Annotated in this window: 13 protein-coding genes; all 13 read right to left on the bottom strand. The window is 30.1% G+C overall.

Going from position 1 to position 14,441, the window contains the following annotated elements:
- Window positions 1–90 precede the first annotated feature (90 nt).
- The gene (gene guaC, locus RWL86_RS02960; RefSeq protein ID WP_314077134.1) at window positions 91–1,068 is read right to left on the bottom strand and encodes a GMP reductase; all 978 of its coding nucleotides are present in this window, start codon (window positions 1,066–1,068) and stop codon (window positions 91–93) included.
- A 399-nt stretch (window positions 1,069–1,467) separates the two neighbouring features.
- Window positions 1,468–2,475 (bottom strand): signal recognition particle-docking protein FtsY, encoded by a 1,008-nt coding sequence (ftsY, locus tag RWL86_RS02955; protein WP_006702571.1) that lies wholly within the window; start codon window positions 2,473–2,475, stop codon window positions 1,468–1,470.
- Window positions 2,475–3,311, bottom strand: a complete 837-nt coding sequence (locus RWL86_RS02950; protein ID WP_314077100.1) for a Cof-type HAD-IIB family hydrolase — start codon at window positions 3,309–3,311, stop codon at window positions 2,475–2,477. The genes ftsY and RWL86_RS02950 overlap by 1 nt, the downstream gene beginning before the upstream one ends.
- A 258-nt stretch (window positions 3,312–3,569) precedes the next feature.
- Window positions 3,570–4,094: a GNAT family protein gene (locus tag RWL86_RS02945; protein ID WP_314077099.1), complete on the bottom strand. Its 525-nt coding sequence runs from the start codon at window positions 4,092–4,094 to the stop codon at window positions 3,570–3,572.
- 239 nt (window positions 4,095–4,333) lie between these two features.
- Window positions 4,334–5,932: an ABC transporter ATP-binding protein gene (locus RWL86_RS02940; RefSeq protein WP_314077098.1), complete on the bottom strand. Its 1,599-nt coding sequence runs from the start codon at window positions 5,930–5,932 to the stop codon at window positions 4,334–4,336.
- A gap of 723 nt (window positions 5,933–6,655) precedes the next feature.
- A complete protein-coding gene (locus RWL86_RS02935) occupies window positions 6,656–7,123 on the bottom strand; it encodes a hypothetical protein (protein WP_314077097.1) in 468 nt (155 codons plus the stop codon).
- Window positions 7,124–7,486: 363 nt separating this feature from the next.
- Complete coding sequence (locus RWL86_RS02930) at window positions 7,487–8,038, bottom strand: DMP19 family protein (protein WP_314077096.1); 552 nt, start codon at window positions 8,036–8,038, stop codon at window positions 7,487–7,489.
- Window positions 8,039–8,118: 80 nt separating this feature from the next.
- Window positions 8,119–8,673, bottom strand: a complete 555-nt coding sequence (locus tag RWL86_RS02925; RefSeq protein WP_173253944.1) for a hypothetical protein — start codon at window positions 8,671–8,673, stop codon at window positions 8,119–8,121.
- Between the two features lie 134 nt (window positions 8,674–8,807).
- Complete coding sequence (locus RWL86_RS02920) at window positions 8,808–10,151, bottom strand: DUF4026 domain-containing protein (RefSeq protein WP_314077095.1); 1,344 nt, start codon at window positions 10,149–10,151, stop codon at window positions 8,808–8,810.
- A 184-nt stretch (window positions 10,152–10,335) separates the two neighbouring features.
- Window positions 10,336–11,574: a DUF695 domain-containing protein gene (locus tag RWL86_RS02915; protein ID WP_314077094.1), complete on the bottom strand. Its 1,239-nt coding sequence runs from the start codon at window positions 11,572–11,574 to the stop codon at window positions 10,336–10,338.
- Window positions 11,575–11,650: 76 nt separating this feature from the next.
- Window positions 11,651–12,298, bottom strand: a complete 648-nt coding sequence (locus tag RWL86_RS02910; RefSeq protein ID WP_314077093.1) for a DUF4304 domain-containing protein — start codon at window positions 12,296–12,298, stop codon at window positions 11,651–11,653.
- Between the two features lie 20 nt (window positions 12,299–12,318).
- Window positions 12,319–12,564 (bottom strand): immunity 17 family protein, encoded by a 246-nt coding sequence (locus RWL86_RS02905; protein WP_314077092.1) that lies wholly within the window; start codon window positions 12,562–12,564, stop codon window positions 12,319–12,321.
- Window positions 12,565–12,976: 412 nt separating this feature from the next.
- On the bottom strand, window positions 12,977–14,278 hold the full coding sequence (locus RWL86_RS02900; RefSeq protein ID WP_314077091.1) for an ATP-binding protein: 1,302 nt from the start codon (window positions 14,276–14,278) through the stop codon (window positions 12,977–12,979).
- Between the last annotated feature and the right edge of the window lie 163 nt (window positions 14,279–14,441).

The raw sequence follows: 14,441 nt of genomic DNA, 5'->3' as shown, positions 1-14,441 counted from the left end.
ACTCTTTTTTGCGGAAATTAGCAAAAAATCTTAATAAAATAAAAATTGCCGATTCAATTTTACTCGAACCGGCATTGAATCTTTTTAAATTTAAATAGAATCACCATTAAAAATTGAATTTTTAACAATAACGTAATCCACTTTACGAATCGATTCTAAATCTGAACCACCCGCATACGAAATAGATGATTGTAAATCTTGTTGCATTTCTACTAAAGTATCCTTTAATGAACCTTTATAAGGAACAATGATTTTTTTACCTTCAACATTTTTACGTTCACCTTTTTGGAATTCTGATGCACTACCAAAGTATTCTTTGAAACGTTCTCCATTAATTTCAACTGTTTTACCTGGTGATTCTTCATGACCAGCAAATAATGAACCAATCATGACCATTGTAGCACCAAAACGAATTGATTTTGCAATATCTCCGTGAGTACGAATTCCGCCATCCGCAATAATTGGTTTACGGGCAGCTTTTGAACACCAACGAAGGGCTGCTAACTGCCAACCACCAGTACCAAATCCTGTTTTAATTTTTGTAATACATACTTTACCAGGTCCAATCCCTACTTTTGTTGCATCTGCTCCCGCATTTTCTAATTCACGAACCGCTTCTGGTGTACCAACATTTCCAGCAATCACAAATGTTTCTGGTAAATGCTTTTTAATATGTCCAATCATATCAATAACTGAATTCGCATGTCCATGGGCAATATCAATGGTAATATAATCCGGAATTAAATTTTTCGCTTTTAATTCTTCAATAAATTCATATTCATGAGGTTTTACACCCACACTAATGGAAGCAATAAGATTTTTTTCATGCATTTTTTTAATAAATGGAATTCTTCCTTCTTCATCAAAACGGTGCATAATATAAAAATATCCATTTTCTGCTAAAAATTCTGCAACTGATTCATCAATAATCGTTTGCATATTCGCAGGTACTACAGGGATTTTAAACGTATGTTTCCCTAATTGAACAGTTGTATCGCATTCTGAACGGCTATTTACAATACATTTATTCGGTACTAATTGAATATCTTCATAATCAAAAACTTTCATTTCAAACATGAGGTAACCTCCTTAAGTAAGCATTTGTTTCATATCTGTTACCACGAAATATTTTAACTTATTTTGACTAAAATGTAAACAAAAAACTGTGTTTTATGAACATTAATTAGTATAACATTTTCGTTATACAGTAAAACACGAACAAAAAAGTTTAGAAAAGTAAAAAATGACTTCCTAAAGTAGAAATTTTAGCCATTGGACTCAATTGAGAACCTGCTAGCGTCCTTGCTATATAAGAAAAATCATATACCTAAATCATTCGAACCGTTTTAAAATTTATGACAAAAACAACAAAGACTTTCCAAAATAGCAATTTTAGGCATGAGATTCGCTAGCGAAGCTGCTGCCGTCCTTGCTACATAAGAAAAGTCTTATAAAAAACAATTTATACTATTTCAACGAATCTTTCACTAATCCGAAAATAAACTGAGTTGAGTCAAATGGTTGTAAATCGTCCATTTTTTCTCCTAATCCAATAAATTTAACTGGAATATTCATTTCATGACGAATCGATAAAATTACGCCACCTTTTGCAGTTCCATCTAATTTTGTTAAAATTAAACCTGTTACGTCAATTGTTTCTTTAAATTGTTTTGCTTGAACTAAAGCATTTTGTCCTGTAGTTGCATCTAATACTAATAAAGTTTCATCTGCTCCTGTTTCAATTTCTCTAGAAATAATACGGTTCATTTTTTCTAATTCTTTCATTAGATTCACTTTATTTTGCAAGCGACCTGCAGTATCAATTAATAAATAATCGATATTTTCTGCTTTCGCTTTTTTAATAGCATCATACACAACAGAAGAAGGATCTCCACCTTCTTTACCACTAACAACTGGAACTCCTACACGTTCGCCCCAAATTTCTAATTGTTGGATAGCTCCAGCACGGAATGTATCTCCTGCAGCTAATAATACAGAATGCCCTTCTTGTTTTAATCTCCAAGCAATTTTACCAATCGTAGTTGTTTTACCAACACCATTTACTCCGACGAATAGTAATACAGTTGGTCTACCTTCAGCTTTTGCTAAAGTTGCTAAATTGTCTTCACCTTTTTCATAAATGTCTACCATTTTTTCAATAATAACTTGTTTGACATCATGAGCATTTTTAGCATTTTTCAAACGAACTTCATCTCTTAAAGCATCCGTAATCGCTAACGTCATTTCAAAGCCTACATCTGAAGAAATAAATGTTTCTTCTAAATCATCGAAGAAATCTTCATCAATCGTTCTAAAATCTGCTAAAAATTCGTTTAAATGATCCGAAAAACTTTTACGAGTTTTTTGCATTCCTTGGTCATATTTATCAATAATTATCGAAGTTTCTTGTTCTTGCTGTTTAATGACAGCATCTTCACCGGTAAAGGCACGTTTAATACGATCAAATAATCCCATTATTTCACTCCTTCTCTTTCACGTTTATTTTGTTCTAAAATGTGATAAATAGCATGAGCTACCCCAGATTCTTCATTTGTCTTCGTAATGAATTTTGCTACTTCTTTTACTTCTGGAGAACCATTTCCCATTGCTACTGGGAATCCAACTGTTGTAAGCATTAATAAATCATTTTCTTCGTCTCCACAAGCTGCCATTTCCTCTACTGTAATTCCTAAAATTTCAGCTAAATGCGTTAACCCTGTTCCTTTAGAAACTTCTTTTGGAACTACTTCTAATAAGAAAGTACGAGACTTCATACAATTGAATTTTTCAAAGAAAGCTTCTGGTAATTGACGAATTCCTTCCTCTAATAGTGATTCTTCAATACATAGCACTGCCTTATAAAATACGTGGCTTTCTTCAAATTCCAATGGATTTTTTGTAATGAACTCAATTGGATGAGGTAATCCAGGATAAATAGAAGGTCTTCCTTCCGGATAAGTTGTTTCATAAGCTCTTTCTAAATCAATCATTACAAGAGGTAGTCCTACTTTATACGCTTCTTCATAGCAGTATTGCATATCATCTCTTGAATGACCTTGTTTAAATAAAATTTCTTGTGATTTTGTTTTTTGTATAATTCCTCCATTGTAATTGATAGAAAAATCATCATCACCTAATAATTCTAATTCTTCTAATAAATGATAAATACTCATTAAAGGACGACCTGTACAAAGAACAATTTTTACTCCTTGTTCTTTCGCAAGTTGAATAGCTTTTTTATTTTCAGGTGTTACTTTTTTATCATCGGTTAGTAATGTTCCATCTAAGTCTAGTGCAATGACTTTTATCATACAATCTCTCCTTTTTTTCTCTAGGGGGGTACAAACTGTGTTTAGGAGGTGCATTTCCTAGAGCTCGTCGTTCCTTTGATTTCATTCTTGTATTATACCAAATTTTTAGGTTTGTGACTATTCCTAAAGAAAAAGCCATATCACTGTGATATAGCTTCTCTTTTTTTTGTTGTTCGATAACTCCTAATTGTAGTCACTTAGATTTACAAACAGGCTTTGTCGAATTCCCTATATAAAATTCAATAATAAGCTTATCTTCTACTTCAATGCAAAAAATTCATCTCGTAAAATTCCATATTTTATAGAATCGTAGTAAGTTCCTTCATAATAACGAACTTTTCTAATTCTAGCTTCTTGAGTCATCCCTAATTTTTCTGACAGTCTCATCATGCCAGGATTACCACTCCAAGTTGTTAGTCCCACTCGTTCAATTTCTGGGAAATCTTTAAAACAAATCCCAATCCATTCTTGTAAGGCAGATGTTCCAATACCGTGAGACCATAATGAATCATCATAAATAACAATTCCTATTTCTAACCAACGAGTTCTAATGTCTTCCCAATAGCGTGTAACAACTCCAATAATTCTTTCTTCATGAACAATTGCTAAAACATTTTCACTCAGAAAAAAAAGATGATTTTCTGACTGTAAAAATGTTTCAAAATTTAATTGTTTATATTCATCAAAATAAGGGGCATTATAAAGTGTCCATCGAGGTTTTTCAGATGAATATATTAGTGTATGAAGTATTGGCAAGTCTGTTTCTCTTAATTTTTTAAGCAAATTAACTCTCTCCTTTTTGACTCTAGGTGGTGCATTTCCTAGAGCTCATCATTCCTTTGATTTTATCCTTGTATTATACCAAATATTTAGATTTGTGACTATTCCTAAAGAAAAAGCCATATCACTAGGATATAGCTTCTTTGTTTATATTGAGGATTTATCGAATAAGCAAAAAAGACTCAGTTCTTCAAATCACAAAAATTATCTAATTGCACTATTTTACTTATTACCTACTCTACTCACATCTTATTTATAACTAGATGATTGTCCTTGATAGTAATGATCTTATCATATCCAACCATCATTTCCTCGGAAATGTGATGTTCTATATCAATAACTGCTCCAGAATAAGTTTTAATCAAATCATTCAAAATTTTTGAACTCTCATTATCCAGCCCTGATAAAGCTTCGTCAACAAGTAAGCATGGTTTTTCAAATAATAATGCTCTTGCTAACTCTAACCGTTTTAATTCTCCACCAGACAGAGAATGTAATTGCTTATCCATTTTAGTATGAAGCATCTCTTTTGTTGCTAAGTGTTTCATTCCTACTCTTCTTAAAATTTCAATGACTCTACTTTCATCTATTGGACTATCAAACGTCAGATTAAACAGCAATGTTTCGTCAAATATAAATGGGTGTTGAGAAACAACAGAAAAAAGTTCAATTCCTTGTTCTTGTCCATAATTGATAGTACCAGATAATACCTTTGTTTCCCCTAAAATAGTTTTTAAAAAAGTACTCTTTCCTGAACCTGAAGGTGCTTTGAATAATATCTTATCATGACTTCCAAGTGAAAAATCAATATTTTTAATCAATTCATTATCTTGATATCCTACTGTAGTTTGTTTAAATTCTAAGATAACTTCTCTACTTGTTGGTAATTCTAGCAGTTGCTCATATTCTTCGGCTTTACTATTAAGAGTTAGCACTTTATTCAATACTGGATCAATTGATTGAATCACATTATATGTAGAAGCAGCAGTTATTAATGGAGATACAACTCTATCAGCTGCCATATAAATAGTAAGCAAACTCCCTACTGTCATATATCCATTTTGAACAGAACTTATTCCCAACATTAACGCTATCAATAATGAGCACACATATAGTAAACCAATAATTGTATTGGCGGTATTTTGATTAAAATCCATCTTAAAATAATTTTTTTCAGATACTCCTAACTTCTCATTCAACTTTTTTAGTACATTATTTACCACACCAAATCTTTTCATCAACTGGCGTGCCTCTAAAAAATCTGTTAAAAATCCTATATATTGATCATTGGATTCTTGCCAACGTGTTGTTCCTTTCTTTAACCATTTTTTAGTTAACTTAGGAATTAGAGCAGGTATAGCTCCCAAACCAACAAAAAGTAAGCCTACTAACACATTGATATTCATCAAAAATATAAATGTAACAACACCTTGAAGTGTACACAAAATCATAGTAAATACATTATTGATAAATTTATTTTCAATTTGCTGAACTTCACTAGTAATACTAGTGATGTAAGAACTTGGTGATTGCTGTAAATTCTCTTTTCTAACAGAATTTACTGCATGTATATTTTTTAACTGATAATTTACATTTTGAATAAACTTGCCTTTAAAGACACTAAATAAAAATTTTGATAAAACAATTAACAGTAAAAAAATCAGCCATAAAAATACTGTATACATACTGCTATCAAAATCACTATTGTTCATATAATCTGTAAATTTCCCTAAAAAATACGGTGCACCAATTCCATCAAGAGACATTAAAGCTAAAAATAACAAAGCACATATAAATATTCGTTTATTACCTACTAGTATAAATCTTAAGAATCGAAACATTCTGATTCCCTCCTCTTTAATTTAGAAAATTTAAATTCAACAATGCAAGTTACATTATTCGCAAAAAATAATAAAACTAATCAATTTTTAATTTAATTCTAATCCAATCCAATAATTTTGTCAAAATATATTTTTACAAAATGAGATAATTAAAATACACAATTAGTCTACAATCATTAGTAATTTCCATAAATACTATGATTAAAAATACCCTGTAACGATTACCAACCTTTTAACGGTTTATTTTTAGCTAATACGAACCAAATTGAGTCTGTATACCAAAATAGCTATCCCAGCAAACAACTCTTTATTTCAATCTATTTAGAGCTTTTATTGTATTATTCACTTTATTCCTATTTCTACTGCAAAGACCGTTATCTCCTTTTTTTACTCTAGAGGGTTGCAAATGCTATTTAGTGGGTGCATTTTCCATCAGGGGAGGCTTTTCCTATAGCTCATCATTCCACTTTTCACTTTAAGTATATTTCTTTGATTTCGTTCTTGTATTATACAAACTTTTTAGGTTTATGACTATTCCTAAAGAAAAAGCCATATCACAGGGATATAGCTTCTTTATTTTTATTGAATGAATCAATTAATTACTCACTAATGAAGTTTAAACAAAATTATTGGTATTTTTTTACCTATAATCGATATGATAGAATCTTACAAATTAGATTCTCCAACAGAATTTATCGAAAAACTCAAATTAACCTTAACTTTTTATTGATTTTCTACTGATTTTAAATATTCCAAGAGACTATTAATCTCATTCCTATCTAAGGTGATTGTTAAATAATTTGCCGTTGCCCACTGATCATTAAAATATATTCTCCATTCTAAAGTGATATCTGAGATTTCAAATCCTGGCTCAACATAAATAACATTAGGATTGGTTCTTACATCGAAAGATGGAGATAATACAAATTCTAAATCATGTTCAAGAAATGATATCTCTACTGTTTCTGTTATTTTATTATCTAGAAGGTTAGCTAATTGTTCTACAAGATAATCAATTTCACAAGACAAGAGTGATTCATAATTCTCCTTATGAAAGTTTAAACTGTCTTTAAAAGAAAAACTATAGTCTATTTTACACCACTCACTGTACCAATTACTTCTATCTGTTGATAAATATCCTCTTATTTCCAATTTTACCTTAATTCCATCAACTTCTAATTCCAGTCCCATTATATACTCTCATTTCCATCTTTAATTTTTCCCCAAGTTGTAAAATAAAACAAGAAAAAACATCGTTATTTTCTATTAAAATTATTTCATCAACCTTGTTTAACAAAGAGTCGTTTTTATTCAATAAATCATTTAATTAATCACTAATGACGTTTATACAAATTTATTGGTACTTTTATTTTACCTATAATCAATATGGTAGAATTTTACAAATTAGATTCACCAACAGGTTTTGTCGAACACCCATTAATTCATCTATGCTAATATGTTGGTAAGTCAATATGAAACACTTCTTATTTTTGTTGTGATTAATTTGGTTTTAGTGTATCATATTAGCTTTTTTATGCATTTATTTTTTCTTTTTTAGCGCCGATTGTAAAAGCTCTCGTATTCTCCTTCAAATACAAACTTTTCAGGATGAGATTTGATGTAGTTTAGTTCGTTTTCTTCACCTTCATAATCATAAATGAAATCATCGGCTTCATCTAATATCTTAAAAAATTCTTCTCCGTATTTTTCTTCCAACATTTCTAGCATATAGTATCTTTCTTCTCTACCAAAAGATATTGTCCCACCACAATAGTCTACAACTTTTTGAAAATTACCTGCATATTCGTTCATTCCAAAATGTTTGAAACCTTTTATTGCATCTTCCCAAACTATCCCTGTAGGATTATATAAAAACTGATGATGACCTCCATTATTTACTTCTACAAAATACCAAGTAATGGCTAATAAATATCTTTGCTCTAAAGTGAAAGTCTGCGCTGATTGAATATACTCATCATATCCATCATAAATATTAATTGTTTCCCACATTGGATCAACAACATCATAATAAGAGTTTTCATCTAAACTTTTAATATTTTCTATGGTAATCTTTGCGTATGTTAATTTCTTTTCTGTTTCACCCATTTCAGTTGTCTCCTCTATATTTTCATTTTCTAAATTCTTCTTTCGTTGGTTTTATATTATATCTCTCGTAATTAATAAACTTATGCAAGTTCTAACTCACAGATAACTCTTTTGGTATCTAGTTCGTCTATAGCAGTAATTTTTATATAATCAAATCCATTCCTCTTCACTTCTTCAAAAGAAATTTTTTCTCCGTTAATAGTTTCTGTGAAGTCATCTTCATCAAATTCAAAATCTTCTTTCTCTTCATCAAAATCAATGCTATAGGTAAAATCTATTTCAATTTTAGAGTTTGGAATTTCTAATTTAGAAAGTGGACGTTTTTTGATATCTTCTAAATTTATCTCATCACAGAACATAGGGTTGTATCCATATTTAGCTTCATCATAGAGTAAAATTTCTTTTCCTGTATGTATATATTTTGCTACTATCATGCAAGGATTGCTAATCTCATTTTTTTCATCATACATACCACAAATCATATGTTCTTCAAAAAGTGAACCATAAAAATATATTTCATAAAGTTCGTTGGTATCTCCACTTTCTAAGTTGTTGCAAATACTAATACTTGTAAATGTATCATCTATATTTATTATATTGTAATTTTCTTCTTTAATATAAGTTGGTACTCTCATTTTGTTTTCTCCCTTAATTTTACAATCGACGCACTAAAATTATTTCATCAACCCTATTTGACAAAGAGCCATTTTACCATAGAAGGCTTAATTTAAATTTACAGATTTTTTATCATACGCTCTATTTTATTTTCTTATAACTCTAACAAGTATACAGTCTCTGGTGTTATTACACTCTCTTCAGTATAAATCATCCAATCACTTACATAATTAATAGAATATGTCCCCTCGTCACCTTCATGTAAATCTGGAATATGATACGGTTCTTGAGTCAATACTGCCTTGAAACTATCTCCTTCCATAGAAATAGCTTCAAACCAAATATGTTCAAGATTTGTACTATCCAAATTACCTTCTTCATCTATTGTTTCAAGTCCTAATTTAATAATAATAGTAATATCTTCATTACCTTCTTGTTTTTTCTTAAGCATTCTTTCAACATAAGAAAATCTTTCTCTAGCTAAATCACTCATTCTAGCAGTTTCTTCAGTACTTAAGAACATTAATGGGTTATTATCAAACTTTTCTGTAAATTTTGAAGGTAAACTTACAATGTTATTATTATAATCTTCTTCACTTTCATATAGGAAAATTATATTTGTTTTAGAATTATGCGATTTTTTTCTGTCTTCAATCCCTCCAATATTAATATTAGGATAATATTTCAAAGCATCCATCCATTTTTTAGATGTAGCAACTATTGGCTCTCCATCATAAAACATTCCTAAATGTATTTCTTCTTCATCTTCATAAGAATAATTTCCATCTATCATTATAGAAGCATAATTAGAAAGTAAGTTATAATGTGATTCATAATCTTTCTTATTTGAATCTAAAATCTCTATTTCATGAAGATTACATCTACATAAACCATGAGTATGTAACCAAACTTCATTCTCATCAAAAACAGCTTGAACAGTATATAGGCTTGATGGAGCAGGAAGTACATTTGATTTTACTGCTAATTCAACCCATTTTTTATTTAACATTCTTTCAGCACTTGCATCACAAAGAGCAACCATTTCCGGAACCATAGCATATACAAGCTTAAGTTGTAAATGGTAACATTTTTTAGAATCACCCTCAAATTTCATATAAACAATTAAGGCATTCTTTGAATTTAAAATATGTTCTTTTTCTTCTTCTGTAAAATATTGTAATTCCCATTGATACATTTCTTCTGCATAAAAATCTCCAAGATAGAATCTTACATCAAAATCAGTTCCTTTATATGATAGAACAATCTGTCCAGGGAAATCTTCACTTGGAAGACTTTTTTCTTTAATTTCAATACCATCTATAGCTTTAATATTTTCAAAAATATCTTCTGTAAGTGAGTATTTATTAGGCACTAAAGCTAACATATGTGAAAATTCTTCCCAATAAGCAAGAGGTGCTTCTTTAATCTTAGAATATTCTTCATTTTTTCCCTTTGAACTATTAAATAATCCGTTAATAACTTTTTTATAAAAACTCATATTTTTCTCCTTGTAAAGTATAAAATATCACTGCCATCATATTACAATAATTGGGTAGTTTTAATTGTTTTTTACACTGAATCATTTACGCCTGAGTTGTAAAACAAAGTGAGACAACATAACATCGTTATTTTCTGTTAACATTGTTTCATCTCGCTTCTTCTCTTTAAAGTGCTATTTCACGCTACTTTACAATATGGCATGCCCAGCCATCATATTCCCCGTCAAATTCTTCTGCTAGATCCATAAGATACCAGACAGTTTCATCGATATTTTCAAAAGCATCTTCTCTACCTATGACAAGTTCATATAGATATTCCTTATCTATATCTTCATTATTGCTCAGATTTTCTGATGAAAGTTTTATAAAACCGTCTTCCATTACTTTGGTAAAAAATGCTTCCCCATTTTCTTCTGTTGTAAAGCACAGGCAATGTTCGAGTACTCTCGGCACCATACTATCACCATGACTTTCAATATTCTCAATAAGCCTCATATTCATAATGCTTTGATGTTCATATCTATCAGGATACAGTCCATTAAAATACAGTTCCCAGTCCTTATCTTCAAACACTGCCAATGTATAAGCATAATTAGGGAAGTTTTCTGACATCATTTCAGAAATTTCATCGTAGTACCCCAACTCATTCTTAACATACGTAAAAATATGTGTCCGCTCATCGCATTTCACAACGCCTGCTAACATGTCTCCATGTTGTTCAATAATCTCTACTACAGCGTCTTCTACAGGATATACATATTCCCCTTCTTCTCTTGTAGGAAAACCGTTGTCATCAGCATTCTTATATAATATTTGTAAATGTAATCTTTTTGGGTAGTTTGCAGTGAATTGAAAATCTGTAAGAGCTAAATTGGTTCGAACCACAGCCGGTAAGTCATAAGCAAATGCATTGCATAAATAAATGCACCAGTCTTCATCAATTTCGGCAGTTTCTTGATCAATTACTTTCTCCGTAGCCACATTGACTCTGCACTCTCTTTTTTCAATTTCTTCTTTACACTCTTTTACTACTTCCAACGCATTCTGTTCCTCAGGATCTAACTCCGCCCAACGCAAGGCATAAGGAATAGCTCTTTCTTCCTCATGAGTCAAATATTGATAGGCATATGCCATGCGCATATTCCATTCAGCCTTATCTTTCCCCTCTTCTCTAACCAAATTCAAAATATCTATAGATTTTAATAAAAATTTATCACCAATAAAACTAGGTGTTCCTTTATCATCATTGCCGACAATTGCAAAGTTTTGATAGGCACGAGCAAGCTGATACCATACTTCGTAATCCCGTTCTTCCATAGGGATGCTTTCCAACGCTATGATACATTCCGTATATTTATCTTCATCTGTAACCTTTTCTATATACGCAAAAAATTCTTTTTTGTTTTCTTTTTGATATTTCATAATTTACTCCTTATTTATCTTATTTTTACAAAATTCCTCAGTTCTTCCATATATTCTTTTCGGTAAAAATTAAAACTTATTTTTCTATTTCAATACCATTCAAATATGCAAATTTAATCATAATAGCTCCGGAAAATTCTGAATAATTCAAATTAATGTTTTCTGGAGGTAGCATTTTCAATGATTCGTAAAAGCTGATATACCTATTTCTTAATTTATTTTCCTTAAGAATTTTATTGAAATATTGCTGTGCTTTATTTTTACCGCCAAAATAAAATATATAGTATAGCAAACTATCTGACATACAACTTCCCGATATAATTCTATCAATATTTGCTTGAGTGTCCTCGAAATAATCAAATATTGGAATAATGTGTATTTTGATAAGCTCGCTTACTTCTTTCACAGTATATTTATAGCTTGCACCTGCAAGTTGCCACCACTCATACGGTTTTCTTGAGCTTAGTGAGCCTAAATCTCCACCATAGATAAAACCATTATTGATACCGGCCTTTTTCATTGATTTGGAGTAAATACCAATATGTGGAATAAATTCTACGCTGCACTTATAATTACGTCTGTTTGCTTGAAAAGATATTTCAAAGAAAATATCTTTATCTTTCGTAACTCTCTTTAATTTTTGACCTTTTGAAAGCACCTTAAAATCTGGGAAATGACTTGCTATTTCTTGCCAAGCCTCTTGACATAATTTTTTAGGATCCATAATTCTCTTTAACCTCTTTCCTATCGTTTATCCAACATTAAAAATACAACCTCACAAATTACAAGTAATAGTCCACATATACCTATAATAACTCTATATCCTTTCTCACCCCACACTTCAAAAATAAATGCGTATCTTGCTTTATCTCCGATTGTAGCTTGATATACCCATTTCCAATCTCTTATCGCACCGATTAAAAATAGTAATCCACCTGCTATCAGCACATACTGATAATATGCTTTTAACCATTCAAATACTTCATCCATATCGTTTGTCTATTTCCTCCATCAAGCATTTCTAAAATTATTTCTCTTTTTCACATAGGATAAGACCTCTACTTAATGCGCTTTCATTATAATTTAAAAATATAGAGATATCAATATGATAAAAAACAGCATACGTAAAATTGTTGTTGCAACTTGCAGGTTATTCATAAAGAAAAAGCCATATCACATTGATATAGCTTCACCATTATTATTGAATTAATTATTTGATTAAAATTAATGGAATTTATACAACATTATCGGCACTTTTATTTTACCTATAATCGATATGATAAAAACTTACAAATTAGATTCAGCAATAAGATTTGTCGAACAACCCAAATTTATTCGAACTATTATTTATTTAAAATCATGTTGTAAATACGCAATTTTATTAAATCATATGATGCAATCTCTATAAATCAAGTACTGTTTCATCCAAGAGAAACTCCTCTACTCCAATATATAAAATACCGTCATCATCAAATCTAGGTACTATGTTGTTTCTAACTATAACAACTTTCTTAAATGAATCTCCTGTTCTTCTCAACGATTCCGTCTCTTGTACTTGCTTTTCTTTTGTATCAACATTAAGTGCCGATTGAATATAATATCTATTACTTCCTCTATTGATAATAAAGTCTACTTCTAAATTTTTTCTAATCGTTTTTTTATTCTCATCTTTATAATTATATTCCACAACACCAACATCTACATTTAGCCCCCTCATACGAAGTTCATTATATATTACATTTTCCATAATATGTGACTGTTCAATCTGTCTAAAATTTAACCTTGCATTTCTAAGCCCAATATCTGAAAAATAGTATTTATACGGAGATGATATATATTTCCTTCCTTTCACATCATATCTTCTGGCTTTTTCAATTAAAAAAGCATCAATAAAGTATTCCAAGTAATTACTTACTGTGAACTGAGATATTTTTATATTTTTTTCTGACATAAAAGTATTCGCCAGCTTAGTTGGATTAGATAGAGAACCAATAGACGAAGATATAATATCCAACAAATCATCCATTATAGATGCATCTTTAAGAACTTTATTACGCTCCATTACATCTTTAATATAGGTGCTTGTAAAAACATTTTTCAAATACTCACTCTTTTTTTCATGATTACTAATCTGTACAGTCATTGGCATGCCACCGTACAGACAATATTCATCAAAAGCCTTTCCCTTGTCTCCTTTATAACATGAATAAAATTCTGCAAATGAAAATGGATATACTCTTATTTCATCACCACGATCTCTAAACTGCGTGAGCACATCTGATGAAAGCATCTTTGAATTACTACCTGTAATATATACATCTACATTTGGAATTTTCATAAGTCCAAGTACCAAATCAACAAAGTTTACCTTTGATTCAGTGCCTTCCAAATATGGATTAGAAATTTCTTCTACAAATTGAATTTCATCTATAAAAATATAATATTTAAGTCCATTATCTTGTATTTTATCTCTTAAATAATTATCTAGCTCTATTGGATTTCTATATTTGATATTCTTCAGACTATCAAGTGCAATCATTATAATTTGATTTTCACTAACTTCACTGGAAAGTAAATACTTCCTATATAGTTCAAATAAAAGATAAGATTTTCCACATCTTCTAATACCTGTAATAATTTTCACTCTTCCATTGTCTTTTTTATCGATAAGTTGATTTAAATATCTTGGTCTTTGTACTTCCATTCTCACACCTCATTTAATAATATATTGTAAATACGCATTTTTATTAAATCTATTTACTATATTATAGCATTCTTGATCAACATTTCCAATTATCACTTTTAAAATTAATGCGTATTTACTACTTTTATTTAAATTAGCATAAAAAGCCATATCACGGGGATAT

The organism is uncultured Granulicatella sp., from assembly GCF_963515095.1.
Taxonomy (GTDB): Bacteria; Bacillota; Bacilli; order Lactobacillales; family Aerococcaceae; genus Granulicatella.
Note: the sequence above shows the minus strand (reverse complement) of the source record. Positions and strands in the feature narration are given on the sequence as shown.

What these genes read in the sequence shown, in the direction of transcription:
- RWL86_RS02925 (WP_173253944.1), bottom strand. Translation starts at nt 8,673, where the DNA reads ATGAGAGTACCAACTTATATTAAAGAAGAAAATTACAATATAATAAAT.
- RWL86_RS02915 (WP_314077094.1), bottom strand. Translation starts at nt 11,574, where the DNA reads ATGAAATATCAAAAAGAAAACAAAAAAGAATTTTTTGCGTATATAGAA.
- RWL86_RS02920 (WP_314077095.1), bottom strand. Translation starts at nt 10,151, where the DNA reads ATGAGTTTTTATAAAAAAGTTATTAACGGATTATTTAATAGTTCAAAG.
- RWL86_RS02905 (WP_314077092.1), bottom strand. Translation starts at nt 12,564, where the DNA reads ATGGATGAAGTATTTGAATGGTTAAAAGCATATTATCAGTATGTGCTG.
- guaC (WP_314077134.1), bottom strand. Translation starts at nt 1,068, where the DNA reads ATGAAAGTTTTTGATTATGAAGATATTCAATTAGTACCGAATAAATGT.
- RWL86_RS02910 (WP_314077093.1), bottom strand. Translation starts at nt 12,298, where the DNA reads ATGGATCCTAAAAAATTATGTCAAGAGGCTTGGCAAGAAATAGCAAGT.
- ftsY (WP_006702571.1), bottom strand. Translation starts at nt 2,475, where the DNA reads ATGGGATTATTTGATCGTATTAAACGTGCCTTTACCGGTGAAGATGCT.
- RWL86_RS02935 (WP_314077097.1), bottom strand. Translation starts at nt 7,123, where the DNA reads ATGGGACTGGAATTAGAAGTTGATGGAATTAAGGTAAAATTGGAAATA.
- RWL86_RS02950 (WP_314077100.1), bottom strand. Translation starts at nt 3,311, where the DNA reads ATGATAAAAGTCATTGCACTAGACTTAGATGGAACATTACTAACCGAT.
- RWL86_RS02900 (WP_314077091.1), bottom strand. Translation starts at nt 14,278, where the DNA reads ATGGAAGTACAAAGACCAAGATATTTAAATCAACTTATCGATAAAAAA.
- RWL86_RS02940 (WP_314077098.1), bottom strand. Translation starts at nt 5,932, where the DNA reads ATGTTTCGATTCTTAAGATTTATACTAGTAGGTAATAAACGAATATTT.
- RWL86_RS02930 (WP_314077096.1), bottom strand. Translation starts at nt 8,038, where the DNA reads ATGGGTGAAACAGAAAAGAAATTAACATACGCAAAGATTACCATAGAA.